This is a genomic window from Tenacibaculum litopenaei (assembly GCF_964514025.1).
GTDB lineage: Bacteria > Bacteroidota > Bacteroidia > Flavobacteriales > Flavobacteriaceae > Polaribacter > Polaribacter litopenaei.
Map to the genome: position 1 here is coordinate 595,320 of NZ_CAZEQT010000007.1, position 25,261 is coordinate 620,580.

Consider the following 25,261-nt stretch of genomic DNA (forward strand, 5'->3'; position numbering starts at 1 on the left):
AAAAGCATTTGATCTAAAAATATTTGCAAGGCTCATGAGCTTTGCAAAAAATTACAAGTTAAAATTTAGTATTGCCGTTATCGCTACGGTTTTACTTGCTGTAGCGACCGCGGCAGATCCGTATATACTAATGTATACCATCAACGAATTTACGGCCTCAAAAGACATCAATCAACTGCTGAACAATACCCTGCTGTTAATTGCCGTACTCTTGTTGCAAGTACTACTTCAATTTGCCTTTATCTATTACGCAAATTGGGTAGGTCAGCATATTATACGAGATATTAGAGCCAAGACCTTTCGAAAAATCATGGGCTTTAAAATGGCATATTTCGATACGACTTCCGTGGGTAAATTAGTAACCCGCGTGGTTTCGGATATAGAAACCATTGCCAACTTTTTCACCCAAGGTGTATTTATGATCGTAAGTGACATTTTAAAAATGCTCGTCGTTGCGGTCTTGATGGTAGTCATCAACTGGAAATTGGCCCTGATCAGCTTGGCTGTACTCCCTATATTGATCTACGCTACCAAGTTGTTTCAAATTGCGATTAAAGCTACCTTTCAAGACGTGCGTAATCAGGTAGCAAACCTCAACGGTTTTGTACAGGAACGCGTTACGGGAATGAAAATCGTCCAACTGTTTAACAGAGAGAAAATCGAATATGACAATTTCGTCGCTATCAACGATAAACACAAAAAAGCCCACGTCAAAACCGTTTGGTATTATTCCATCTTTTTTCCAATTGCTGAAATTTTATCTTCTATTGCTATCGGACTCATTGTTTGGTATGGAGGGCTGCAAGTAGTGACGGATAATGCCGTAACCGTTGGAGCAATTATCGGATTTATAAAAATGGCGCAAATGCTATTCCGTCCCCTACGTCAGATAGCGGATAAGTTTAACCAATTACAAATGGGAATCGTGTCGGGAGAACGTGTTTTTGCCGTACTCGATACCGAAAGTAGTATTGCTCAAAAAGGCAATCAGCCAGCCACAGCCCTTGAGGGCAGCATTAAATTCGATCAAGTTCGTTTTAGCTACATTCCTGGAGAAGAAGTTTTGAAAGGCATTAGTTTCAATGTTGAAAAAGGACAGACCATCGCCATCGTCGGGGCTACTGGAGCAGGAAAATCTACCATTATCAATCTTATAAATCGCTTTTATGAAATTGACAGTGGTACCATTACCGTCGATGGAATCAACGTCGAAAATTTTGACATCAGCTCACTACGCCATCAAATTGCTGTAGTACTACAGGACGTCTTTTTGTTTTCGGATAGCATACTCAATAATATCACCTTAAAAAATGAGGCTATTTCCTTAGAAGAAGTTCAAGAGGCCGCTAAAAAAATCGGTATTCACGACTTTATCATGAGTCTCCCTGACAATTACCACTACAACGTCAAAGAACGAGGAAGTATGCTTTCGTCAGGACAGCGTCAGCTAATTGCATTTTTAAGAGCCTATGTCAGTAATCCTAGTATTTTAATTCTGGATGAAGCAACCTCATCGGTTGACTCCTACGCAGAACAAATGATTCAATATGCTACGGACCAACTCACAGAAGGAAGGACCTCTATTGTTATTGCCCACCGACTGGCAACCATCAAGAAGGCCGACCGTATTATCGTTATGGATAAAGGAACCATTGTGGAACAAGGAAACCACCAAGAACTCCTACAAATCGCTAATGGTTACTACAAAAACCTCTATGAGGTACAATTTCAAGAGGCGCAGTCCTAAGCAGCTAGCTTTCTGAATTGCAGAGAATTTACACCAATTAAAACTGTGTTGTATTTGGAAAATTCATTCGTTTTGTTACATTTGTTACTCAATCTATTAAAACTAAAAATCATAATACGATGAAAAAAGTAATCTTATCTGCCTTAGTAGTTGGTGCTTTAGTAGCAACTTCATGTAAAAACACGAAAGAGGAAACTACCAAAGCCGCAGAAGCAGCCGTAGAAGCGACAGAAAAAGCAACTGAAAAGGCAGCAGAAGCAGCTACCGAAGCAGCGACAAAAGTTGTAGAAGCAACAGAAGAAGCAGCGACAAAAACTACCGAAGCTGTTGCATCGGCTTTAGAAGGTGTAAGCATCCCTCATTTTGACAACGAAAAAGTTGAGGAATACCTTAAAGAGTACGCTGCTCATGCAAAAGAATACATCGCTGCGAAAGGAGATGTAGTAAAAAATTCAGCATTAGCCGTTAAAGGAACTGAATTAGCTAAAAAAGGAGAAGAGTTAGTTAAAACCTTAGACGAAGAAGGAGTTAAAAAATTCAAAAGCGTAATGAGCGCTATCCAATCTAAAATGGCTCCTGCTACTAAATAATATTTTTCTAAAAAAAAAGCTCTTCTTTATTGAAGAGCTTTTTTTTATGTCATAACATCTGCGTGCAATTTCTTTCGCAGTACGTCTACGGAATCGTAGAGTTCAAACCCACCATCCTTTATATAAGATATCTCACCTGTTTCTTCTGAAACCAATAAGCACAAGGCATCCGTACGTTCTGAAACTCCAATAGCAGCGCGATGTCGCAGCCCAAAACGCGCCGGAATCTGCGGATTGTCAGAAATTGGCAATACCACTCGTGTAGCAATGATACTATTGTCGCGAATCAGTGTAGCTCCGTCGTGAAGCGGACTATTTTTATAAAAGATACTCTCCAAAATAGCTTCATTTACCACGGCATTCATCGCATCACCTGTACCCGCTAAAAAATCGAGGTTATTGGTACGTTCTACAACGATAAGTGCTCCCGTTTTGGTTTTAGCCAAATTAATACAGGCGTCTAAAATGGTATCGGTATCCACCTCGGCATTCATTTCTGACTGCAAAAATTTTAGTTGATTTAAAAAATTTCGTTTCGACGAGAAGTTGGTAGTTCCAATCATCAATAAAAACTTTCGTATTTCCTGCTGAAAAACGATAATTAAAGCGATGACTCCTCCCGACAACAAATACCCTAAAATTCCACTCAGCATTTCCATATTCAGAGCCTGCGTAATTTTCCATATCACGAAGATTACCGCTATTCCTACAACAATATTAATGGCTACTGTACCTCGCAACAACTTATAGATATAATACAACAAGACTGCCACCAATATGATATCTAAGATATCCAATACGGAAAAATCAATAAAATTCAAATTCATACCTCTCAGTTCTATCCCCTTTAATTACTAGGCTCGCTGTAACTCAAACACTGTAATCTCAGGACGCACATTAAATCGGACCTGCCATAAATGTCCTAGCGCTCTGTTTATATATAATTTTCGCCCGTCGTTCAGGTCTATCTCTCCTTGATCATAGGCTTTATTTTTCACTGGCAACATCGGTGCTGGCAGAAAAGGAGGTTTGCACTGTCCTCCATGCGTATGTCCCGATAAAATCCAGCTGTTATAATCTTTCCACACCGGCAAATCACAAACGTCTGGATTGTGACACAACGCAATGTTGGCGCGATCATTTTTAAAATCTAGCATCGCCAATTCCGGGTTAAAATTGATTCCCCAATAATCGTCAAAACCTATAAAATTAAGCCCTTCATACTCCTGCTGTTCATTTCTGAGGACCGTGATCCCTGCATTTTGAAGAATACTACAAATAGCATCAGCTACTTCGTGTTGTGACCAATTTTCTCCGTAATCGTGATTTCCCAACACTCCTAAGGTAGCAATCTTACCCAATACTGCGTATTCTGCTACTTCCTTAAGCTGTTCCAACTGCCGCACACTATTGTAATTTACAAAATCACCGGTGTATACTACAAAGTCGGGTTGGTATACTGTCGCCTCCTTAAAGCTCTCAATAAGGTAGCTATAATCGAAACGATCCCCGACGTGAATATCGCTTATTTGCATCAACGTTTTCCCCTCTAAGGCTTTCGGTAAATTTTTTACCGGCATGGTGCGTTCAACAAATTCTAGCCAAAAAGGCTCTACTTGCCAAGCATAGCCCCCGAGTACTCCTCCCATTGCAAGAGATCCCAAAGTAATATTTTTAATAAACTTCCTCCTTTTCATTCAATTTCTATTTCAATTGTGTATAAATGGTGACAGCTTCCATTGCCTCTTTTACATCGTGAACTCTTAAAATTTGTGTTCCCTTCATCAGAGCAATCGTATTGGCAACAGTTGTTGCATTCAATGCCTGCTCCGGAGTACTGTCGAGCAACTTGTACAACATTGACTTTCTAGACACTCCTGTCAAAATAGGAGCGTCGAGTTTTTGAAACAAGTTCAAATTATTTAATAACTCGTAATTGTCCTGAATGGTTTTTCCAAACCCAAATCCTACATCCAAAATCACGTCGTGTACTTTTAGCGCTCTCAATTGCGTTAATTGCGCTGCAAAAAAAGAAACGAGTTCTGTCACGATATCTTCATAAACCGGTTTGTCTTGCATGGTTTGAGGAGTTCCTTGCATGTGCATCAAAATATAAGGCACTTGCAGTTCGGCTACCAACGGAAACATCGCTGCATCCATACTTCCACCCGAGATATCATTGATCATGGCCGCCCCCTTTGCTACAGCAGCTCTTGCCACCTCACTCCTAAAAGTATCTACTGAAATTAGAATCCCATCAAACTCCTTAGTCAACAGTTCGATGACCGGAACTACCCGCTGTAGCTCTTCATCAACACTGATGTGTTTTGCTCCTGGGCGTGAAGAATATCCTCCAACATCAATGAAGGTCGCTCCTTCCTCGAGCATCCTGGCCACTTGTTGCACTATGGCAGCGCCATCGCTGTATTTTCCTCCATCATAAAACGAATCAGGCGTCAGGTTTAAAATCCCCATCACCTTGGGTATCGACAAATCGATGAGCTCACCTTTACAGTTTATCGTCATTTTTCTTTACAACTTTATTAATAATTGCTTCTACTTTTGGTGCGGTATAATTTCTCAATTGATCCATAAGTTCTGGAACCGTTGCTGCCACAAGTAACAACGCTCTATTTTCGGGCTTTAAAAAACCTTCTTTAACCATCCTATCAAGCTGTTCCAATACCGGATCGAAAAAGCCTTCAACGTTTAACAATCCTACAGGTTTTTGCTCAATGTGGAGTTGCTGCAAGGTCAAGGCCTCAAACAATTCATCGAGCGTTCCAAACCCGCCGGGCATGGTTACATACGCATCGATCATCTTACTCATCACTACTTTTCGCTCACTCATCGTTTCAGTAACCACCATCTCTGTCAGTGCATTGTGCATCACTTCTTCCTCCTTTAACAAACCGGGAATCACACCAATTGCTGTTCCATTTTTCTCCAAAACAGCATCGGCAGTTACACCCATCAGGCCTACTTTTCCTCCTCCATACACCAATGAAATACCATTTTCAGCAAAATAGTGCCCCAATGCTTTGGCAGCGGTCTGATACTTTTCTCCAAATCCCATGCTCGATCCACAAAATACAACTACGTTCTCTAACTTCATTTTATACGTATAATTTATTTACGTAAAAATAAAGGAAAACCTAATTCATTTCTTATTTTTACCTAATTATTTCAGAATTGACAAAATGCAAGATACCTCAAAGCAATACGACGAAATCGTTGAAAGATGCCGTAGCTTATTTATAAAAAAAATGACGGATTACGGAAGTGCCTGGAGAATACTAAGACTACCTTCCCTTACCGACCAGATTTTCATCAAAGCACAGCGCATCAGACAATTGCAAGAAAACGAAGTACGCAAAGTTGATGAAGGAGAAGTTTCTGAATTTATTGGAATTATCAATTACTGTATCATGGCCTTAGTCCAGTTAGACCTCGGGGTGGTAGAACAACCTGACCTAGACACTCCGGAAGCCACCGTTCAGTACGACAAACAAATTGGAGTTACCAAGCAATTAATGGAATCAAAAAATCACGATTACGGTGAGGCATGGCGAGAAATGCGCATCTCTTCGTTAACCGATTTAATACTCCAAAAACTACTGCGTGTAAAACAAATAGAAAACAATAAAGGAAAAACGCTCGTTTCAGAAGGAATTGATGCAAATTATCAAGATATGATAAATTATGCTATTTTTGCCTTGATTCACTTCTCAGAATTAGAACGTTAACTATTAAAAACAACCCTTGATTATGATGTTAAAATTAGCCACTCAAATCTCCCGAGTACTAGTAGGACTCTTATTCGTCTATTCAGGTTTTGTGAAATTGGTTGATCCAATTGGTTCACAATTCAAATTTGAAGAATACTTTAGTGAAAGTGTTTTAAACATGGAATTCTTAATTCCATTTGCACTGCCTTTCTCTATCCTACTCATCGTTGCGGAACTCGCATTAGGTATTATGTTACTCGTTGGTTACAAACCTAAACTAACTGTTTGGAGCCTATTCGGACTCAACCTTATTTTCTTATTCTTAACTTGGTATTCGTATACCTATAACAAAGTTACAGACTGTGGTTGCTTTGGAGATGCTATTAAATTAACACCGAAAGAGACCTTCTATAAAAATGTCATTTTTATGGTATTTATCGGAGTTTTATTGGCTGGTGTAAAGCACATCAAACCGCTAATTTCTGAGAAAATAGCAAGTCTTACGAGCTTGGCTTCTATTTTGATTTCGCTAGGAATTGTATACCACGTACTCAACCACTTGCCTATCGTTGATTTTAGGGCGTACGCCATTGGTAACAACATCGCGGAAGGTATGAGTTACGAATTACACGAGGAGCCTCCTATTCACGATTTCAGCATCGATACTGACGAAGGAGATAAACTGGAAGAGGCTTTGACCAAAGACAAGGTAATGCTTATCTTTTTGTACAATTTTGACAAAACAGAAAAGGAAGGACTTGCTTCTATTTCAAAAGCGGCTAAAAAAGCCAAGGAAAACGGTTACGAAATTTACGTGTTAACAGCTTCTTATATTGAAGATTTGGCGGCGACACAAAAAGAATTTGACCTGCCTTATACCTTTGCTTTTTGCGATGAAACAGCACTAAAAACTGCCATCCGCGCCAATCCTGGAATTATGACTATTAAAAAAGGAGTGATCGCTGGAAAATGGAATTGGGTTGATGTTGAAGACATCGATTTTTAACAAATACCCGATCAATAATAACTCAAAACCCCACAAAATTGTGGGGTTTTCTTATATTCGCATAGCATGAAACAGCTACTATTAATTTTTATTGGAGGAGGTTCAGGAAGTATCTTGAGATACCTTCTGGGGAAGTGGTTGAACAACGGAACTACTGGAATTCCTTTCGGAACTTTTGCTGCAAACATACTCGGGAGCCTGCTTATTGGCTTCATACTCGGATTGGCTGCTAAACACGAAAGCCTAGGGCCGAACCACACCCTATTATTAGCTACTGGTTTTTGCGGTGGATTCACCACGTTTTCCACCTTTGCCTACGAAAATCACGTGTTTCTAAAATCAGGAGACTTCCTAAGCTTTGCACTCTATACGATTGCGAGTTTTGTTTTGGGCTTTCTCGCTGTTTTTGGAGGCATTCACCTTATAAAACTTATATCATAAATGACCGAATTAGTTCAATACACCGATCGAGAAACCCATGCGATTATCACGCTTAACAACGGAAAGGTAAACGCCATTTCTCACGAAGTAATCGAAGCCTTAAACTCACATCTAGACCGAGCTGAACAAGACCAAAAAGTAGTTGTTATTACAGGACAACCAGGGATTCTATCAGGTGGTTACGACCTCAAAAGCATGACTGCATCACCGGCTTCTGCTCTTGAACTGGTAACCAAAGGATCACAACTTGCGTTACGCATGCTTTCATTTCCGTTACCCATCATCATCGCTTGTCCTGGACACGCGATTGCCAAGGGAGCTTTTTTATTACTCGCTGCGGATTACCGCTTAGGAACAGAAGGTCCTTTTAAAATAGGACTCAATGAAGTTCAAATTGGAATGACAATGCACGAGGCGGGTATTGAAATCGCCAAGTCAAGATTAAGCCCAGTATTTCTTCAACGAAGTGTAAACAACGCAGAAATTTACGATCCTGAAACGGCTATTCAAGCAGGTTTCCTCGATAAAATTGTACCCGCTGAACACTTGCTCCCTACCGCTGAAAAAATAGCGCAGATGTTTACTCAGCTCAATTTAAAAGCGCATGCGGCCACCAAAGTAAAAGTTCGTAGAGAAGCATTGGCTGCCTTAGAGAAAGCCATACAAACAGACCTTGAACAAGGACTTACTCCTCCTTCAAAATAAAAAAAGCCCCAAGGTGCTAGACAGCATTTGGGGGCTTTTTCTTTTTAGACGAATCGTTGCTACTTTTTATAGGCCATAACTCCGGCCTCTACCGCTAAATCCAATGCATTTTCACTAGGTGTTATTGGGCAAGAATACCTATTACTATAGGCACAGTACGGATTGTAGGCCTTGTTAAAATCGATGATTACCGTCCCATCTTTTTGAATGTCTGTGGTCATGACATCAATAAAACGCCCACCTTTATACGAACTCACGCCATTGGTTTTATCTAAAAACGGCAAAAACAAATGCTCTTTATAGGCTTCTTGGGGATATTTATTTTTATAGATGAGGAGTTGGCATTCCTGATTTTTAATTTTAAATGTCAAGGTACCATATACCTGATATACAGCGACACGCTCGGTGGTCGTCGGCACCTCTATAATGCGTTCTGTTGGCGCCTTCGCTAGCGTCGCCTTTACTCGATACGTACTATCTACCGGAAAAAACGCCAAGCCATCAAACTTCTTTAATCCGCGACGCGTTAAAGGTGAAGTAGAAGCGTCTTTAAATTGAGCATTCATTTCTCTTTGAAATTCCGTCTCTCCTTTTATCGATCTCTTTTGCTGAGAGTTACAAGAAACCACCCCTAAAATGGCGATTAATAAAACAATTTTTTTCATGTAGTTTAATTTATACGGCAAAGATACATTAATTTGCCCCAGCATAGCTCCCCACAGCTTACAAACGAAACACATCATATTACACAATACAGGGGTTTTCCCATACAAAATTAGCTCAATTCACTTGACTTCGATTAAAACATTTGTTATATTTGAGAGAAGGCCTTCAAAAAACAATCAGCATAAAAACCTGATTATCAAAGCAAATAGAAAAATTTTATAAAAATATAACATATTTTGATTGTTTTTTAACATAAAAATACGTAGATAACCCTATATTTGACCCCCATTTTTGTCATAGTCATATGGCATAAAGAATGTCTCGTGTAGAGAACCTGTGAATTATGGCTTTTTGCGTTTAAGGTAATGCAAAAAGGAAGTTATTAATTTAAACGAAAGCACTTATATGAATTCAGAATTAATTGGTAAAGCGGAGGAGTTTGAAAACAGAAAATTCAAATTTGTAACCACTAGCGATCGAATTTTAGCATCAAGAGAAGCTAAGTCGTTAATCTTAGAAATAAATGAAGTGTATAAGCAAAGTAAAGATACCCACCTTATGGACCTCATGAAGCGTTTAACCATCATCAAACAACGTATTGACAAACGCTTAAAAGGAAAACCTTTAACTGCTTAATACTATTTTAAGTTTTTTAACGTTACAAGTAAGAGCTTATTAATGAACAGCTTAATAAACTCTTTAAAAATAAAATTTATTCTTGATAAAAAATCTAGGCTCGTTCCTAGATTTTTTTTTTAGATTTGTCTCAGCGGGATGTAGCTTAGTCCGGTTAAAGTGCTGGTCTGGGGGACCAGAGATCGAAGGTTCGAATCCTTTCATCCCGACTGCTAAAACACAGGTATTGATATACTTGTGTTTTTTTTTGCTCTCAATTTAAAATTTACCCACAAAAAAGTCACACCAATGTGACATAGTTTTGTATTTTTGTCACTCTAATGTGACAAAATGAATTCAACAAAAGAAAAAATAATCCTTGCCGCGATCAACTGTCTCGGAAAATCTGCGGCGGCTTCCTTAGAAGAAATCGCCACTTCTATACAGCTAAGTAGGCGTACTATCCATCGCCATTTCCCTAGTAAAACGGCTCTTATTGATCAGATCACTAGCTATGCGAGTGCCCATTGCTTAAACACCACTAAAGCTGCCTTAAAAAACTCAAAAATACCTAAAGAACAGCTGCATCAAATGTTTAGGAGTGATGTCCAAAGCGGTATGCAGTTTCGATTCTTATACCAAATAGGAGGCAATATGGAGACTGTGGAAGAGCAATCCGACGATTTCAAAACCATGATGTTATTATTTCGAGAAGTACTCAACACCTTAAAGCTAAAAGGCGATTTACTACCGGAAGTGACGCTTCCATGGATTGAGCAATTTTACCTAGCCACGATAGATGCCGCCATTGCTATGCAAATGCGTCCTGAAACTACTACCACTGGCCAAGAAATTACCACTATGGCTTGGTCGAGCTTTGCACGGGCCGTGTTTCTAAATCCTGACACCTAACTCCTACTCGTATGAATAGGAGATCTTTTATCCAATTTGGAAGTTCCACTACGTTGGGGATTTTACTAAGCCCATCCCCTATACTTAACACTATTAACCACCTAAACACTATGCATTACCCCGTTATCATCATCGGAGGAGGTCCGGCTGGCATGAGCGCCGCCTTAGTGCTCGGAAGAAGCACTATCAACACACTCCTTATCAACAGTGAAAACGCCCGAAACAAGGTCACCACCCATTCACATGGCTTTCTTACTCAAGATGGAAAACATCCAAAAGAAATTTTCAATACTGCTCGGGAACAACTCTCTAAATACCCCAGTGTCCATTACAGAAAAGACAGCGTTATTGACGTGAAAAAACAAGACCGAGGCTATCTTGTCCGTACGGCAAAAGAACAGTTTACAGCCGATAGAATTCTCCTTGCTACAGGTCATCGAGATCAAATTGAAAAGATTAACATTCCAGGACTCACCGAGGTATACGGTACATCAATATACCCATGCCCCTTTTGTGACGGATTTGAACTAAGTAATAAAGCTCTGGCCGTTATAGGAGATGCAGATATGGCTCCCATGTTTGCCAAAACTATATTTCACTGGTCAAAAGACCTCCATGTTTTCACCAATGGAGCTCCAATTAAAAATTCTTCCCTAAAAAAAGCACTGAAAGCCAACGGTGTACAGTATTTTGAACAAAAAATTAGCAAACTACATGCGATTGAAGGGAAACTAACCGCTATAGAACTGGCAGATGGCCAGCACATTCCAAGAGAAGGAGGTTTTTTACCCGATACCCTTGCCATTGAAAGTAGCCCGTTTGCAAAAGCATTAGGACTCCCTACAGAAACAGGTGTTTTTGGAATGGAGTATTACCAAACCGACGAACACTTTGAGAGTCCGTTACCGGGATGCTTTATCATAGGAGATGCTCAAAATGGATGGAGCGGAATTGCGGGTGCTGTCGCCGCAGGAAGTACGGCTGCTGCTGCCATTACTCATCAAATAATTGACGAAAACTGGATTGCTGTTTCCGATTAATTTATCCCCTAAACACAAGGCAACCTCCAACAAGTACACACTCATCAGGGGTTGCCAACCAATATAGCACAATTGATATTTTACCTTGATCGGAGGGCGTTGTAAGTAGTTTTCACAACAAACCAACAGTAGTATACTATTCCTAATGAAAACACTATATCACCTATCATACGTAACCATTTTAACACCTGTACCTCATCACTGTACAGCAAACTTGCGTCGCGGGCATGGGCATATCCTTCATGAATGGAAACATAAGTCTGTATAATACCTATCGGTAACAAGCTTAACAAGACCATCAATAACAACCCGATATTCAACAACCAAAACGCTCGTTTTACCAGCTTTTCATTCCAAACATCTCGTGAATACAGACGTAAACAGATCAGAATAAATCCCATTCCCAGCATTCCATAAACTCCAAAAAGAGCTGTATGCGCATGCACTGCGGTAGTATTTAATCCTTGGATATAATACAAAGCGATGGGCGGATTGATTAAGAAACCAAAAACACCTGCTCCGAGCATATTCCAAAAGGCGACTGCCATAAAAAAGAAAATAGGCCATTTGTAACGCTGAATCCACGCATTGCTTTTCAACACTTGCCAATGCTCACGAATTTCAAAACCCATCAGTGTCAAAGGCACTACTTCAAGTGCGCTAAAAGTTGCCCCCAATGCTATTGCTTGCACCGGTGTTCCTGAATAATACAAATGATGTAAGGTTCCTATAATTCCTCCTGCCAAAAAAATCGTTGCTGAGGCTATTGCAGTCTTCCCTGCAGTCTTTACCGATACTATTTTCATTCTTGAAAATAAGTACGCAATAACCACCGTTGCAAACACCTCAAAAAATCCTTCCACCCATAAATGTACTAACCACCATCGCCAGTAATTTATTACGGGCAACGAACTATTTTCACCATACATCAATCCTGAAAAGAAAAACATTCCAATGGCCATTACGGCAATCAACAATATAGTCAGTAGGTGTTTGTCATCGTTCTTTTTACGAATTGCAAAAACTATATGTCTTCCAACCATGAGCATCCATAAAACGAGTCCTACTGCTAGTAAAATCTGCCAGAAACGCCCCAAATCCATATACTCAAACCCTTGGTGCCCAAAAAAGAAATTGGTTGTAGCATCAAAAAATTGATGTATCCCTAACCACTCTCCCAACATAGAGCCCAATACAATTACTAACAGGGCCACAAATAAAAAATTGATTCCTAACACCTGATACTTCATTTCTCGCTCACTAATCATAGGAGCTAAAAACAAGCCTGTTGCGAGCCAGGTAGCCGCTATCCAAAATACAGCCAACTGAGTATGCCAAGTTCTTGAAACCGAATAGGGTAAATACTCGGCCAATTCAAATCCGAAAAATGCTTGCCCCTCTACCGTATAATGAACCGTAATGATTCCTAAAACTATTTGTAAAAAAATCAACAAAGAAATCACTACGAAATACTTCAGTACCGCACGTTGTGAAGGATGCAATTTCAAAGAAGACAACGGATCCGTTTCTCGTTTTAACAAAGCCTCTCCTTTCTCGTGATTTTTCAGGTAGTAATACACGAGAATAGCGATGAACAACAGCAGTAACACTACTGAAAATCCCGACCATAATTGTGCATCAGGTGTAATGGTGTTTTCAATCAATGGTTCGTGCGGCCAATTGGATGTATACGTATATGCTTTATCTGGGCGATTGGTACTAGCTGCCCAAGACGTCCAAAACAAAAAAGCATTTAATTTTCTCAACTTTTCACGATCGGTCAATGCTCCTTCAGGAATGGCGTATTGTTCATGTCCTTTTGAAAACAGGGCTGAATAATACGCTGTATTCTTCGCAATTGCCAAGGCGCGATCTTTTGAGAGCCATAACACTCTTGTTTTTGGATCAAAGGTATTGGTCCGTATAGCAGCGACCAACCGAGCTTGCAAGGCCCCTTTATTTTCAATCCCCAGCGAATCGAAGCTCATTTTATAAGCACGCTCCGCCCAGTGATTCAAAAGAAATTCAGCTTCTCTGTGTATCCAATCGGCGGTCCAATCTGGGGCCACATAACTTCCGTGACCCCAAATAGAACCAACCTCCATCCCCCCGATGGACTCCCATACATTTTGTCCTTGTTCTATCGTTGTTTTGTCAAATAGCACCTCACCCGTTTCACGGATTAGTACACGGTCGGGTATTGGTGGTTGCTTTTGATAAATTTCAGTTCCTACCCATATCAATGCCGCAAATGATGCGAGCACAACGGCTGCAAAGCCGATCCAAAGTTTTCTCATGATTTGTTGTGTTTTTGAAGTATTTTACGCTCCAAGTAAATTGCCTCGTTAAAAAGTATGTCGTTTTCAAGACGCATGTGTTCGTGCAAATTCGCATCAAAATCACGCAGTAATTTATAGGTTCGCCCATAGCTTCCGCAAGCTTCCTCTGGAACGCTATAGTTCGAAGTGAGTTTCCGTAGTTGCTCCACCACAAATTCTTCGGCCGAGTGTTCTTCATGAAGTCTGACGACCAAACTTTCGATACTCCCAAATTTTTCAAGGTAATTGAGCTTTCCTGCTTCCAACTGTTTAATCCTCGGAAAAAGCAGCAGTTCTTCCCGTTTCATATGCATTGCCAAAGCAGCACTCAATTCAGAAAAACAGCTATGAACAGCATACAACTCAGGATGTTCAACTCCGTGCAAACTGCATAGTTTTACCAACTCCGCTTTAATGAAAGGGCTTTGTTGTTCAACGTATAGATGGTGGTGTTTATAAATGCGATCTATCAATGCAACCAAAGATGCTGGCTGTACAATTAATCGCTCTCTCTTTTCGCGAACCCTGCTGAGGAGCATCGATGCACTTTCAACTTTCAAGATTCTTGCTGCGACTAACTCGTCTAAATTTCGATCTCCCACACAACTAATATCAATATGAAGTTCCTCCAACGCTGACTCCAATGAAGGATCCTGCTCTAATAGGACGGCTATGCTCGTCGTTTCGTTTACATTCATGTACTTCTAAAATTTTCGACCGCTCCACTATCCTCCTAAGTACTTACCTCTCGTTAAACGAGAAAAAGCAGTAGTAATAGTCTACTCATTCTTTCGAAACGACTATGTACTACACGTCTCCCAGCATACTCTAAGCATAGTGAGAAAAGAACCTAATAAATTTTATAACGGATATTTTTGTCTTTTATTAATTTAAATTTTTTTTAGCGTTTCAGCCATAAAAAATTTTTCTCCTTGTCGGTATAGAGAATACTATGTAAGGTATTTTCTTCCAACATTTCCTTCAATTGATTTCTAATTGCTACAAATTTGTGATGTAACGGACATGGACTTTTAGCATTGCACTGCGCCAAACCGAGGCCACAGCCTGTATAAATAGCATCGCCATCAAGTACTTTAACAATATCACTTAATCGCAATTCTTTTAACCGATACGGCTCTATCACAAATCCACCATAGGGCCCTTTGATAGATGTAATAATTCCGTTTTTGGTCAAATTTTGCAATATCTTTCCTGTAAATGCCTCCGGAGAGCCGATTGCCTCAGCAATGGCCTTCACACCTACTCTAAGATTCAAAGTGGATTGTTCTGCTACAAATATGGCAGCTCGTAATCCGTATTCACAAGATTTTGAAAACATACATTCTAATTCTGATACAAAGGTAGCTGTTTTTTATAAAAGACAAAAACATCTTTTATAAAAATTAACTCAGGATGCAATTGCGTCGAGTAAGGTCACATCGTTTAGCACCCCTTGTACAAAAACATCGAGTGGCCTTCGAATAAAGGTCGTCTTTACTCGAATTCGTTTTTCTTCGAGTAACTCTTTTAAAACTTTTCTTGCGTAGTACCCTACAGAACCGATGATAAACAAAGGATGATCTTTCAATTCCTCTTTGTAAACTAACAGTTGATTTTCAACAAATTCGCGCATACAATGCTGGACCAATTGCTTGGCATAAGGATGCTCTAGATGCTCTATCAAAAATCGACCAATACTCGCCAAATAAGCACTCGGTCTATTTCCGCTGTACAAACCGGTTATCAGTTCTGACTCTTGCAAACTGTACACACGTTCAAAATCAATTTTTAAATCAGTGGGGAGTTTTCCGTAAAAGTAACTTCTCAACAGTTCTTTCCCCAGGTGATTTCCACTTCCTTCATCCATCAGCAAATACCCCATTGCTCGTACGCGGTGCTCCACGTCGAGTCCGTTAAAAAAGCAGCAATTAGAACCGGTTCCTAAAATACCCACCACGCCAGCACAAGAGGAAGTTGCGTGAATGGCAATCATCAAATCTTCCTGTACAACACAGGTTTCCATCATCGGAAACAACTCTGCAAAAAGAGAATTCAATACGGCAACCGCCTTTGCGTTGTTGCATCCTGCTCCAAAGAAGTAAATTGCCTTAACGCGCTCTTTACACTCTAAGACATATTCACTACAATTCAAAACCGCAAACATTTCACTCTTTTTCATAGTAGATGGATTCAAGCCCACAGTACGAAAAGAGCGTCTCCTTCCCGAGTTATTTTTTGTTAGAAGTACCCAATCACACTTTGTCGATCCGCTATCAGCTATTAAAATCATCGTCTAAATTATTTACGATTTTTTTCCTCCTTCGGCTAGCGCTACTCCCAAGTGTCCAAACAACCGTTTTAGGCTAGGTAATACCATAAACTCCGTATCTACCAGGGGAGTCTCCAATTTTTTTATGGTAGTTCGCAATGCCACATCATCGCGAAGAGCAACTGTATTGGACAAGGCTTTTTCCAAACGCTCCCCAATGAGCGCCATGGCTTTGTAATGTTCCGTCAAACATACCAGGTTCGGATTGGGTGCTAAGCTTTTGAATGCCTGATATCCCCGTTGCCAACGCTTCAGTATCGCTATAATTTCTTTCTTAGTTCTTTCTTTACCAAACTTCAAATACTCGTCAATCAAGGTGTTCAATTCCAAAGCTCCGTAAGCATCGGCTGTGCAAGCATCAGCAAACAAGGTAAAAGGCGAAAAGGACTTGTACTCTACTCCATCCTTATTCCGCTCGTAAATTTTGAGTGGTTCGAAATACTCCGTTAACAATTGAACACTTGCAACTGTACTTGACTTGGTGATATTCCTTAAAATTTGATCTTTGTTTTTTCTATGAGTAATCCCCATTTGGTCTAAATACAAATCCATCGTTTTTAAGCGACTTATAAAATTAGGATCATCTACAACCTCAGCTTTCGACCAAAACAACTCTGCAATTCCAGCTGTTCTTGGCCATATTCTAGAATCTATAGTTAATGGGGTTACCAACTCACTCCACATGGTCACTTCTCCTCCTAGCACAAGCGCTTCCTGTGCCGCGGTTAGCGCGCCATTTTTTAAGGGATCAAACTTTCGGTGATGCAATACAGACTGCATTCTATCAATGTAATAATCATTTGACAATACTACCTGATACCCTTTTTTTACAGCTTCAATGAGTGTACCGTTTGGAAACCCTTCATTACGGCCTCTCCACGAATGTATGATAGCCGAAGTAGGCATGTCTTTGGTCATGATTTCATCCCACCCCATGAGTTTTTTTCCATAGGATTTCAAGATAGCTTCTAACTGTATATTAAAATACGTTTGTACCTCGTGATTCGTAGTCCAGCCGTGTTTCTTTTTGAGTTGTTGAATTTCCACATTTTGATCCCAGTGTTTTCCTTCATTCTCATCGCCTCCGATATGAAAATAAGGATCAGGAAAAAGACTACTCACTTCTTTAAATAGGGTCGCTAAAAAAGAATAGACCTCTGGATTCGCTGGGTTTAAGGTAGGATCAAAGACACCCGCATATCGTTCTATGGTATACGATTCTCCTTTTTTACTACCGTATTCCGGATACGCTGTCAGGATGGCTGTTGCATGCCCTGGGACATCAATTTCTGGGACTACGCGAATTCCTAAACTCCCTGCATAGGCAACGAGTTCTTTCACTTCTCGTTGGGTGTAATACTGACCATCTGAAGCGAGCTCTTGTAATTTAGGGAATACTTTTGAAGCTACGCGAAATCCCTGATCATCGGACAAATGCCAGTGAAAAACATTCATTTTTAATGCGGCCATTGCTCTTAAATTCCTCTTCAAAACAGCCATCGGTTGAAAATGACGAGCAACATCAATCATTAATCCACGCCAGGCAAACCTAGGCGCATCCTTAATACGAATCCCTGGAATATAAAATGAGTGTTCATCAAACTGAAGCAATTGCAATAAGGTTTCCATTCCGTGGAGTGCTCCCACATCTGTTTTTGCCTTAATAATCGCCCCAGCGGTACTGACAGACAATTCGTAAGATTCATCTATTTTTTCCCCCAAGACTGCTACCTCATCAAATTGTATCGTTACCGTTGATGATTGCTGAATACGAGGAAAACCTCGGTTGACAAACACTCCTGTTCTATCGGTGATGCTGCGAATCAGATTGACCGCTTTTTGATACACTCTACCCTTTTTGCTCGACACGCTTACCGAGAAACTGCTGTCAATTACCAATTTCCCTGGTGCTTTGTGCACCTCTTGTGGCCAAGGCATTAACGACAATGTACGAGACGTATATTCCTGTGCTAGTAAACACTGACCACATAAGAGCAGTGCTACTAGCAGATGTATGGTTCTTTTCATTTTGTTATGATACTTAAATTATCCCTCAGTGGAAATTGCCTGCAAACTCCGCGTTCACAGCGCTAAAAATAATAGCGCTTGAAGGCCTCTATTGCAGCGTATTCCGCCATCCCCAAGGCTCTGTATTTTTCAGCAGTTAACCTATTTCGGTCCTCTGCTCTTACCCAAAATTCACGTGCGTCATTCCCTTGAAACATCACGTTGTCTTTTTGGGATTGATGATAAAAAATTGCTTTTCTCTTTTTAACTACTTGATCTGGACTCATGGGTACTGCCATATCTATCTCGTGCGGTTGCCATTCAAACCAAGCTCCGCGGTAGAGCCAAACCCAACAATCCTTCATAAATGGAGCCCGCTTTAAAGCCCCAACCGCCTCGAAAACAGCATCCAAACAAACTTTGTGTGTTCCGTGTGGATCAGCCAAATCACCAGCTGCGTATATTTGATGTGGTTGTACTGATTCGATTAGATCTTTCATTATCTGTACATCGCGCTCACTTAGATTGTCTTTCTTAACCTTTCCGGTTTCATAAAAAGGCAAATTCAAAAAGTGTACTTTAGCGTCTGGTACCTCGAAATAACGGGTAGCTCCTAGGGATTCTGCTTTTCGAATCTCTCCTTTTAACTTGCGAACAGCCAGGGTATCTAATTCGTTAGTCCCTTTGCTTACCAAGGTCTGGATCACTTCTTTGATATTCTGTGCCTCTGGATTCAAAGACAAGGCGACTTCAGCAAAACGCAGAGCATCTTGGTCAGACACGGCTATATTTCCTGAAGTTTGATAGGCGATATGTACTTCATGACCTTGCTCCACCAATCTATTAAAAGTTCCTCCCATAGAAATCACATCATCATCGGGATGAGGACTAAAAATAATAACGCGTTTACGCTCAGGTGTGCTTCGTTCGGGTCTGGTACTATCATCTGCATTGGGTTTCCCTCCAGGCCATCCAGTAATGGTATGCTGTAAAGCATTAAACATCTTTATATTCAGCTCATAGGCACTTCCTTCTTCGACCAATAAACTTCCCATGCCGTACTCGTTATACTCTTTGTCCGTGAGCTTCAAAATGGGCTTCTTTAGCTGTTCACTCAACCAAAAAATAGCTTTTTTCTTTAATTCATCGGTCCATACACAAGCGCGGACCAGCCAAGGAGTTTTTATCCGAGTCAAAGCGTCTGAGGCTTCTCTATCGAGTACAAACGTAGTGTTCTCATGCTCTTGCAAATACGTAGCCGGAACTTGTGAACTCACCCCACCTTCTATGGTTTCCTGTACAATTTCAGCTTTGCTGATTCCCCATGCCAGCAACACAATACGCTTTGCCTTTCTAATCGTACTGATCCCCATGGTTATCGCTTTTTTAGGAACGTTTTCCAAACCTAAAAAACTCGGTGCAGCATCTTCCCTAGTCAGGTGATCTAAGGTAATACTTCGCGTACTTGAATTAATATGTGATCCGGGTTCATTAAACCCAATGTGTCCCGTTCTTCCAATCCCTAATAATTGAAAATCCAAACCACCTACCTCTTTCATTTTCAATTCGTAATCAACACAATACTGGTATACTTCTTCAGGAGCAATGGTTCCGTCAGGAATGTGAATATTCTCTGGAAGTATATCTACATGGTGAAACAAATGTTCATGCATAAAATGGTTGTAGCTCTGTAAATCATCGGGCTGCATCGGCCAGTATTCATCCAAGTTAAACGTAATAACATTCGAAAAACTCAATCCTTCTTCTCGGTGCAACCTCACGAGTTCTTCATATACCTTAATCGGTGATGATCCGGTAGCTAAGCCTAAAACACAGGTCGTATTTTGCTGTGCTTTTTCTTTGATTAACTGCGCGATTTCTGCCGCAACTACCTTAGAGGCATCCAAAGAACTATTAAAAATTACATTGTGTATTTTTTCACAGCGGGTCTCTTCAAACTGACCTGCTGGCTTGTATTCAATTTCTTTATATTGTAGCATTGTCATAGAATATGGCTTTAATTAGAACTTTTATAAAGGTACTTTGCAAGCGAGGGCTTCGCTATTTTTTTCGACTAAGAACCTCAAAACAACTACAAAAAACAACCGAGGAAATTATTCAACTTCCCCAGTTGTCATGGAAAATAAATGCTTAAAAGTTGGCTGCGCCAGTATCCCACCACAAACGGGTTCCTCCCGTGTCTGGTCCTTTTAAGAAACTGACCGCAGTGGTTACATTTGCTGCGTTGGTATTGCGTTCGCTGGCAACAAAATTGATTCGTCTGATTTGAATATTGGTATCGATAGCTCCTCCGCTATTGTTGATGACTACAGGATACAATCTGGGATACCCCGTTCTTCGAAACTCACTCCAAGCTTCTTGACCATCCGGATACATCGCAATCCATTTTTGAGTTATGATTTGTTCTAATTGCTCTTCGCGTGTCCCTGAGGCCTTATACGCAATCGTCACATTGCTTCCGTAAGCGCTATTATTCGCTGCATTTTTGGCATCAACAAAGGCATTAGGTGTACTTACCCCGTCCGCCAAATAGGCATCAACCCCAGCAACTGCGTGTTGTTGAAAAGAAGCTTTTACTCCGTTTTCGTAATGAATCTTGGCATCTCCAGCTCCTGTCCACCCTCTGAGTGCTGCTTCGGCCTTTAAAAAATACACCTCCGCTTTGGTAAACCACGTTTTTCTCGTGGCATTCATAACAGTTTCTCCAAGTAAAGAGTGACTTCCGTATTCCGATTTCGCTGTAATGGCAATACCTTGACGTACGCCTTTATAACTCCCCAAACTCGCATCGGCTGGTGCTGCAAAATACTTAGCTATTCTCCCGTCTTTAAATCCTTCTAAAATAGACTCCATTTCAGCACTCATACACACGTCACCCCAGGTACCACTAATAGTGGCCAATGGATGTGGAAATCCTCCCATGTCAACGGTAATATCATCGGTAATAAATCCGGTTGCGCTAGCCAATGCCTTTTCTCCTTCTGTCTTCGCTAGCACGGGAGCCACCTTTGACACTCTGATTGCTAAACGCAGACGCACAGTATTCGCAAAAGCGCGCCACCCAGCGATATTTCCTCCTAAATTAGACTCGTCAAAAGGCACAAATTGCTGATCGCCTTCGTATTGCTGTAAGCCTTGAATCGCTTCGTCTAAGTCTGCAAAAAATGCACGATATACTGTTTCTTGCGAGTCGTATTGCCCAGAAGAACTGTAATCGTTGTATTTCGTGTAACGTATAGGACCAAACACATCGGACACGCGATGCATTGCCATAACTTTAATAATATTGGCCAAGAAAATGAATTTCTCTCCTCCTTGAGAATTAGACAGGGTTACCTGATCTTTAATTTCCCTCACATAAGGCATCACCCCATTTCCATTGTTCGCATCATACGCATCGTTCCAAATAAAATTGTTCCACCCGTCTATTAAACTATAGGTTTGGTTATTAATATTTCCTGCGAATGGCGTAGGTGCGGTCATATATCCCGAAAACACATCTGCATTTAAATTCTGCTGCAACTGATAGTTCCAAGCAGGCTCTGCTCTGATAATATTCGCGAACATCGGAGAAAATCGAGACCCGATATGATTATTTTGCTGTGTTAAACTCCCTTGGGATATTCCGTGCGGATCCGTATTGATATTTTTAAAATCCTCCGTACAAGCATTTAAAAAAACGGCCACAAAAACTGCTGATATACTTCTTATTACTATTTTCATTTCTTTAAAAGTTAAGGTTGACATTAATACCGAAACTACGCGTTGTCGGTTGGTTATAAATATCTACGCCCTGTAGTCCAAGTCCTGTACTTGCCGCAATATTCGGATCGAAAGGTGCTTCTTTGTACAAGAAAAACAAGTTGTTGGCAATGAGTGACAATTTGATACTCTTAAAAAAATCAGACGCTATGGGCAGCTTATACCCAATCGCCAATTCTCTCAAGGAAACATTTGTCGCATCGTACACGTATTCTCCTAACATTCCATCACGTCCACCAATCGCATTGTAGTAGCTCTGTGCTGTAATTTGAGAGCTCACGCCACTTTCATTGACAACATCAATCATTCCTCCATTTCTATTTCGAGCATCTGCAGTTGCCTGTGATACTCCGTATTTGTCATTCACTGCTTCGGTAACACTAACGACCTCTCCTCCAAATTTTCCATCGATCAAGAAACTCACTGTAACATCTTTAAACGTAAAGCTATTATTCCATCCTAACGTAAAATCAGGCAAGGCATTAGCCACCGTTTTAAAATCAGTAGATTTAAGTGCTCCTGAAGCATTAATCACAGGTGTACCATTAGCATCTCGAACTAGTGATCGGGCTTTGATACTTCCGAAATCTTCTCCCTCTATCAAGGCGTACTCATACCCATTTACACCGCGAGCTGTAATAATAGCTTCGCCGTTTTGTAGCGATGGATGAACTGATACTACACGGTTTTTATTGCGCGCAAAATTTACTGTTGAATCCCAAGTAAAATTATCGTTTCGCACGGGCTTCCCATTCAATACCACCTCAATTCCGCTGTTGGTTATTTCTCCTGCGTTTACGATATTTTGTGAATATCCGTTAGGATTTGGCGCTGCTTGAATAAAGAAAATTTGATTGAGTGTTTTTGTATGGTAATAGGTAAACTCTAGCCCTAAGCGATTGCCAAACAAACGCCATTCCGTTCCTACTTCGAAAGACTTTTGACGTTCTGGCTCTAAGGTTTCACCCGCTATAGGAGCGAAAGGAACCGTGCTAATTCCTGTATTGGTCGGATTTATTCTGTTTAGAGGAATGGTAGCATATACAGGGATGTCTTTTCCTACCTCAGCATATGACAAACGCAGCTTTGCAAAATTCACTGCCTCTGGCAGTTCAAACATTTCTGAAAGCACTCCTGTTAACCCTACCGACGGATAGAAAAAAGAAGTAGAATTGGTATTCACTAAAGTAGACGACCAATCTGCTCTTCCGGTTAGATCCAAAAACAACATATTGTCATACCCTATATTCATAGAGCCAAAAACCGACTGCACTTCACGATTTCCTACTGTTTGTCGAATATTATTCGTCGTTTCAAAATTTGCTAACGTAAATACATTCGGGTAAATCAACCCTTTTCCATCTCTTCCTGAGTCTAAAAATAATTGGTCACCAATACTGTATTTTGTCAAACTCGTCCCTAATATCCCGGTAAAGGATACTTTCTCTGAAAAGTCTCGCGTATAATTGGCTATCAAATCGATATACTGCTGCGTATTTTCTGTTTTCTCAAGTATATAGCGTCCATTACTTCCTGAATTTACAGGGTCTGTACCTGCGTATTGTCGTTTGTCGTAAGTAAAAAAGGACTTATCAAAACTACCACGTGTTTGCAATGACAAGGCATCGGTGATTTGATAGTTTAGCGACAGGTTTGCCAATACGCGTTGTGCTACATCTTTACTCGGGTTTCGGTATATTAACCAATACGGGTTCTGCTGAATATTTTCATCAAAAGACGTCGCGTATTGATCCATCATGTTCAATGTTTGATTAAAGTACTCAAACTTCTCTTTATAGGTGGTTCTATCGATCCCTACTGGATGTAAATACATCCCTGTCAGCGGATTTGCATACAATCCGTTGGTGGGTCTGTTCCAAATGCGTTGATCAGATAAATTAACACTGGCGGATACTTTTATTTTATCATTTAAAAAACTTGCGTTTTCGCGAAGTGTCACATTATTTCTGACCAATTTGTTTTGAGGAATCACCCCTTCTGCCAAGGTATTGGCAAAAGAAAAATAGGTTTGCACCTTTGAGGTTCCTGAAGTTAAGGCCACCGAATTAATAGCTGTATACCCAGAGTTAAAAAAGTCTTTTGGATTATTAGACAACCCAGAAGCCTTAGCTCCCCATGACTTTGGGTCGCTTACCCTACCATTTTCAGCAATTGGATTTCCTACAGATGCCGATTGGTATTCCGATTGTAACTTGGGAAGTGACATAACCTGATCAACAGTAAAACTCGAAGATACATTGACCGATAAACGTCCTTCTTTCCCTTTTTTAGTCGTTACTAAAATAACACCATTCGCCCCTTGGCTTCCGTACAAAGCAGAGGCTGAAGCTCCTTTAAGAACAGTAATTGAGGCTATGTCATCAGGGTTTAAAAGCGACATCGCATCACCCCCATCTCTGTTTCCTGTTTGACTACCGAAAATATCCGTTCCCGGCTCAGAACCATTTGAGCCATTTCCACTATTCAACATCGGTACTCCGTCAATTACGTACAGAGGATCGTTGTTTGAGGTAGATGAATTTCCCCTAAGTATTACCTTAGCAGCACCACCAAGTCCTGACGAACTTCTCGTCACATTGATTCCGGCAGACTTTCCAGAAAGACTGTTTAGTGGATTGGTCTGTTTTACCTTAGTCAATTCTTCCCCATTTACTTCCTGAGCAGAATAGGTCAGTGCTTTCTTCTCTTTTTTGATCCCCAAAGCAGTAACCACGACTTCGTCCAACACATTAGCTTCTTCCAGTACTATCTTTATTTGCGTACTTGCCCCTAATACAATAGATTGGGTTTTCATACCGACGAAACTAAACTCCAAAACAGCGCCTACTGGTGCTTGAATTTGAAACTTACCGTCGAAATCGGTTTCGACTCCCTTTAAGGTTCCTTTGATTATTACTCCCACCCCTGGAAGTGGTTCCCCATCTGATTTAGCGACTACCGTTCCGGACACAGTTCTCTCTTGAGCAACTGCGAATTGTGCAAACCACAGGACACAGAATAACAGTAGTAACAGTTTATTATTTTTCATGAATAAGTTAATTAATTGTTTGTTTAAAGTTAGCGACTATTAAAAATCCTAAAAAAAAATTATATACAAACAACACAAAATAACACATGAATAACTCAATTTTAAAGACTTAACTTTCTGTCATACCAAAACAACAATTCCTTTACTTTTATCTATTTTTTTGATGAAAAACGGGCAAATACGGATGAAAGCGGATTGGTGTTTCCTTTTCTCACAAAAAAATTAAATCTACCAATGACTCTCAAAACACAACTAACAACACCCCAGCATAGCTGAATTACCTCGGAGGTCCATTTCAACGAGCAGTGGTTTTTGCTTTGAAAGA

General features: G+C 40.4%; 22 protein-coding genes and 1 tRNA gene. 10 read left to right on the top strand and 13 right to left on the bottom strand.

Annotation, left to right across the window (positions count from 1 at the left end):
- The first annotated feature begins 34 nt into the window (after positions 1–34).
- Together ACKTS5_RS17350 and ACKTS5_RS17355 are read left to right on the top strand one after the other, a co-directional pair.
- Positions 35–1,747 (top strand): ABC transporter ATP-binding protein, encoded by a 1,713-nt coding sequence (locus ACKTS5_RS17350; protein WP_408045148.1) that lies wholly within the window; start codon positions 35–37, stop codon positions 1,745–1,747.
- Between the two features lie 119 nt (positions 1,748–1,866).
- Positions 1,867–2,337, top strand: coding sequence for a hypothetical protein (locus tag ACKTS5_RS17355; RefSeq protein ID WP_408045149.1), 471 nt, complete (start codon positions 1,867–1,869; stop codon positions 2,335–2,337).
- Between the two features lie 44 nt (positions 2,338–2,381).
- On the opposite strand, the gene cdaA is transcribed toward ACKTS5_RS17355, so the two are convergent.
- The 4 genes from cdaA to ACKTS5_RS17375 are packed head-to-tail and all read right to left on the bottom strand — an operon-like array spanning position 2,382 to position 5,452.
- The gene (gene cdaA / locus ACKTS5_RS17360; protein ID WP_408045150.1) at positions 2,382–3,164 is read right to left on the bottom strand and encodes a diadenylate cyclase CdaA; all 783 of its coding nucleotides are present in this window, start codon (positions 3,162–3,164) and stop codon (positions 2,382–2,384) included.
- A gap of 27 nt (positions 3,165–3,191) precedes the next feature.
- Positions 3,192–4,034 (bottom strand): metallophosphoesterase, encoded by an 843-nt coding sequence (locus ACKTS5_RS17365; RefSeq protein WP_408045151.1) that lies wholly within the window; start codon positions 4,032–4,034, stop codon positions 3,192–3,194.
- A gap of 7 nt (positions 4,035–4,041) precedes the next feature.
- A complete protein-coding gene (gene folP, locus ACKTS5_RS17370) occupies positions 4,042–4,863 on the bottom strand; it encodes a dihydropteroate synthase (RefSeq protein ID WP_408045152.1) in 822 nt (273 codons plus the stop codon).
- Positions 4,847–5,452 (bottom strand): LOG family protein, encoded by a 606-nt coding sequence (locus tag ACKTS5_RS17375; RefSeq protein WP_408045153.1) that lies wholly within the window; start codon positions 5,450–5,452, stop codon positions 4,847–4,849. The genes folP and ACKTS5_RS17375 overlap by 17 nt, the downstream gene beginning before the upstream one ends.
- 85 nt (positions 5,453–5,537) lie before the next feature.
- Between ACKTS5_RS17375 and ACKTS5_RS17380 the strand changes: the two genes are divergently transcribed.
- The 4 genes from ACKTS5_RS17380 (at position 5,538) to ACKTS5_RS17395 (ending at position 8,217) form a co-directional block, all read left to right on the top strand.
- Positions 5,538–6,083 (top strand): DUF1599 domain-containing protein, encoded by a 546-nt coding sequence (locus ACKTS5_RS17380; RefSeq protein WP_408045154.1) that lies wholly within the window; start codon positions 5,538–5,540, stop codon positions 6,081–6,083.
- A 22-nt stretch (positions 6,084–6,105) separates the two neighbouring features.
- On the top strand, positions 6,106–7,071 hold the full coding sequence (locus tag ACKTS5_RS17385; RefSeq protein ID WP_408045155.1) for a DoxX family protein: 966 nt from the start codon (positions 6,106–6,108) through the stop codon (positions 7,069–7,071).
- Between the two features lie 66 nt (positions 7,072–7,137).
- Positions 7,138–7,512 carry a fluoride efflux transporter CrcB gene (gene crcB / locus ACKTS5_RS17390; RefSeq protein ID WP_408045156.1) on the top strand — a complete coding sequence of 125 codons (375 nt, stop codon included), beginning with the start codon at positions 7,138–7,140 and terminating at the stop codon, positions 7,510–7,512.
- A complete protein-coding gene (locus ACKTS5_RS17395) occupies positions 7,513–8,217 on the top strand; it encodes a crotonase/enoyl-CoA hydratase family protein (protein WP_408045157.1) in 705 nt (234 codons plus the stop codon).
- 59 nt (positions 8,218–8,276) lie between these two features.
- Here the strand turns inward: ACKTS5_RS17395 and ACKTS5_RS17400 are convergent, their stop codons facing one another.
- Complete coding sequence (locus tag ACKTS5_RS17400) at positions 8,277–8,882, bottom strand: DUF1684 domain-containing protein (protein WP_408045158.1); 606 nt, start codon at positions 8,880–8,882, stop codon at positions 8,277–8,279.
- A gap of 406 nt (positions 8,883–9,288) precedes the next feature.
- On the opposite strand from ACKTS5_RS17400, the gene ACKTS5_RS17405 reads away from it, so the two are divergent.
- The 4 genes from ACKTS5_RS17405 (at position 9,289) to ACKTS5_RS17420 (ending at position 11,450) form a co-directional block, all read left to right on the top strand.
- A complete protein-coding gene (locus ACKTS5_RS17405) occupies positions 9,289–9,519 on the top strand; it encodes a hypothetical protein (RefSeq protein WP_408045159.1) in 231 nt (76 codons plus the stop codon).
- A gap of 134 nt (positions 9,520–9,653) precedes the next feature.
- Positions 9,654–9,728: transfer RNA gene (locus tag ACKTS5_RS17410), tRNA-Pro, on the top strand.
- A 121-nt stretch (positions 9,729–9,849) separates the two neighbouring features.
- Positions 9,850–10,410, top strand: coding sequence for a TetR/AcrR family transcriptional regulator (locus tag ACKTS5_RS17415; RefSeq protein WP_408045160.1), 561 nt, complete (start codon positions 9,850–9,852; stop codon positions 10,408–10,410).
- 11 nt (positions 10,411–10,421) lie between these two features.
- Complete coding sequence (locus ACKTS5_RS17420; RefSeq protein ID WP_408045161.1) at positions 10,422–11,450, top strand: NAD(P)/FAD-dependent oxidoreductase; 1,029 nt, start codon at positions 10,422–10,424, stop codon at positions 11,448–11,450.
- 80 nt (positions 11,451–11,530) lie between these two features.
- On the opposite strand, the gene ACKTS5_RS17425 is transcribed toward ACKTS5_RS17420, so the two are convergent.
- From ACKTS5_RS17425 to ACKTS5_RS17460, 8 genes are all read right to left on the bottom strand, one after another.
- The gene (locus tag ACKTS5_RS17425; RefSeq protein WP_408045162.1) at positions 11,531–13,747 is read right to left on the bottom strand and encodes a nitric-oxide reductase large subunit; all 2,217 of its coding nucleotides are present in this window, start codon (positions 13,745–13,747) and stop codon (positions 11,531–11,533) included.
- A complete protein-coding gene (locus ACKTS5_RS17430; RefSeq protein WP_408045163.1) occupies positions 13,744–14,466 on the bottom strand; it encodes a hemerythrin domain-containing protein in 723 nt (240 codons plus the stop codon). The genes ACKTS5_RS17425 and ACKTS5_RS17430 overlap by 4 nt, the downstream gene beginning before the upstream one ends.
- A gap of 203 nt (positions 14,467–14,669) precedes the next feature.
- Positions 14,670–15,107 carry an RrF2 family transcriptional regulator gene (locus ACKTS5_RS17435; protein WP_408045164.1) on the bottom strand — a complete coding sequence of 146 codons (438 nt, stop codon included), beginning with the start codon at positions 15,105–15,107 and terminating at the stop codon, positions 14,670–14,672.
- Positions 15,108–15,176: 69 nt separating this feature from the next.
- Positions 15,177–15,947 carry an N-acetylglucosamine kinase gene (locus ACKTS5_RS17440; RefSeq protein WP_408045165.1) on the bottom strand — a complete coding sequence of 257 codons (771 nt, stop codon included), beginning with the start codon at positions 15,945–15,947 and terminating at the stop codon, positions 15,177–15,179.
- 123 nt (positions 15,948–16,070) lie between these two features.
- Positions 16,071–18,125 (bottom strand): beta-N-acetylhexosaminidase, encoded by a 2,055-nt coding sequence (locus ACKTS5_RS17445; RefSeq protein WP_408045166.1) that lies wholly within the window; start codon positions 18,123–18,125, stop codon positions 16,071–16,073.
- A gap of 62 nt (positions 18,126–18,187) precedes the next feature.
- The gene (gene nagB / locus ACKTS5_RS17450) at positions 18,188–20,104 is read right to left on the bottom strand and encodes a glucosamine-6-phosphate deaminase (RefSeq protein ID WP_408045237.1); all 1,917 of its coding nucleotides are present in this window, start codon (positions 20,102–20,104) and stop codon (positions 18,188–18,190) included.
- A 151-nt stretch (positions 20,105–20,255) separates the two neighbouring features.
- Positions 20,256–21,848 carry a SusD/RagB family nutrient-binding outer membrane lipoprotein gene (locus ACKTS5_RS17455; protein ID WP_408045167.1) on the bottom strand — a complete coding sequence of 531 codons (1,593 nt, stop codon included), beginning with the start codon at positions 21,846–21,848 and terminating at the stop codon, positions 20,256–20,258.
- Positions 21,849–21,852: 4 nt separating this feature from the next.
- Positions 21,853–24,936 carry a SusC/RagA family TonB-linked outer membrane protein gene (locus ACKTS5_RS17460; protein ID WP_408045168.1) on the bottom strand — a complete coding sequence of 1,028 codons (3,084 nt, stop codon included), beginning with the start codon at positions 24,934–24,936 and terminating at the stop codon, positions 21,853–21,855.
- Between the last annotated feature and the right edge of the window lie 325 nt (positions 24,937–25,261).

What these genes read in the sequence shown, in the direction of transcription:
- ACKTS5_RS17350 (WP_408045148.1), top strand. Translation starts at nt 35, where the DNA reads ATGAGCTTTGCAAAAAATTACAAGTTAAAATTTAGTATTGCCGTTATC.
- ACKTS5_RS17355 (WP_408045149.1), top strand. Translation starts at nt 1,867, where the DNA reads ATGAAAAAAGTAATCTTATCTGCCTTAGTAGTTGGTGCTTTAGTAGCA.
- cdaA (WP_408045150.1), bottom strand. Translation starts at nt 3,164, where the DNA reads ATGAATTTGAATTTTATTGATTTTTCCGTATTGGATATCTTAGATATC.
- ACKTS5_RS17365 (WP_408045151.1), bottom strand. Translation starts at nt 4,034, where the DNA reads ATGAAAAGGAGGAAGTTTATTAAAAATATTACTTTGGGATCTCTTGCA.
- folP (WP_408045152.1), bottom strand. Translation starts at nt 4,863, where the DNA reads ATGACGATAAACTGTAAAGGTGAGCTCATCGATTTGTCGATACCCAAG.
- ACKTS5_RS17375 (WP_408045153.1), bottom strand. Translation starts at nt 5,452, where the DNA reads ATGAAGTTAGAGAACGTAGTTGTATTTTGTGGATCGAGCATGGGATTT.
- ACKTS5_RS17380 (WP_408045154.1), top strand. Translation starts at nt 5,538, where the DNA reads ATGCAAGATACCTCAAAGCAATACGACGAAATCGTTGAAAGATGCCGT.
- ACKTS5_RS17385 (WP_408045155.1), top strand. Translation starts at nt 6,106, where the DNA reads ATGATGTTAAAATTAGCCACTCAAATCTCCCGAGTACTAGTAGGACTC.
- crcB (WP_408045156.1), top strand. Translation starts at nt 7,138, where the DNA reads ATGAAACAGCTACTATTAATTTTTATTGGAGGAGGTTCAGGAAGTATC.
- ACKTS5_RS17395 (WP_408045157.1), top strand. Translation starts at nt 7,513, where the DNA reads ATGACCGAATTAGTTCAATACACCGATCGAGAAACCCATGCGATTATC.
- ACKTS5_RS17400 (WP_408045158.1), bottom strand. Translation starts at nt 8,882, where the DNA reads ATGAAAAAAATTGTTTTATTAATCGCCATTTTAGGGGTGGTTTCTTGT.
- ACKTS5_RS17405 (WP_408045159.1), top strand. Translation starts at nt 9,289, where the DNA reads ATGAATTCAGAATTAATTGGTAAAGCGGAGGAGTTTGAAAACAGAAAA.
- ACKTS5_RS17415 (WP_408045160.1), top strand. Translation starts at nt 9,850, where the DNA reads ATGAATTCAACAAAAGAAAAAATAATCCTTGCCGCGATCAACTGTCTC.
- ACKTS5_RS17420 (WP_408045161.1), top strand. Translation starts at nt 10,422, where the DNA reads ATGAATAGGAGATCTTTTATCCAATTTGGAAGTTCCACTACGTTGGGG.
- ACKTS5_RS17425 (WP_408045162.1), bottom strand. Translation starts at nt 13,747, where the DNA reads ATGAGAAAACTTTGGATCGGCTTTGCAGCCGTTGTGCTCGCATCATTT.
- ACKTS5_RS17430 (WP_408045163.1), bottom strand. Translation starts at nt 14,466, where the DNA reads ATGAATGTAAACGAAACGACGAGCATAGCCGTCCTATTAGAGCAGGAT.
- ACKTS5_RS17435 (WP_408045164.1), bottom strand. Translation starts at nt 15,107, where the DNA reads ATGTTTTCAAAATCTTGTGAATACGGATTACGAGCTGCCATATTTGTA.
- ACKTS5_RS17440 (WP_408045165.1), bottom strand. Translation starts at nt 15,947, where the DNA reads ATGAAAAAGAGTGAAATGTTTGCGGTTTTGAATTGTAGTGAATATGTC.
- ACKTS5_RS17445 (WP_408045166.1), bottom strand. Translation starts at nt 18,125, where the DNA reads ATGAAAAGAACCATACATCTGCTAGTAGCACTGCTCTTATGTGGTCAG.
- nagB (WP_408045237.1), bottom strand. Translation starts at nt 20,104, where the DNA reads ATGCTACAATATAAAGAAATTGAATACAAGCCAGCAGGTCAGTTTGAA.
- ACKTS5_RS17455 (WP_408045167.1), bottom strand. Translation starts at nt 21,848, where the DNA reads ATGAAAATAGTAATAAGAAGTATATCAGCAGTTTTTGTGGCCGTTTTT.
- ACKTS5_RS17460 (WP_408045168.1), bottom strand. Translation starts at nt 24,936, where the DNA reads ATGAAAAATAATAAACTGTTACTACTGTTATTCTGTGTCCTGTGGTTT.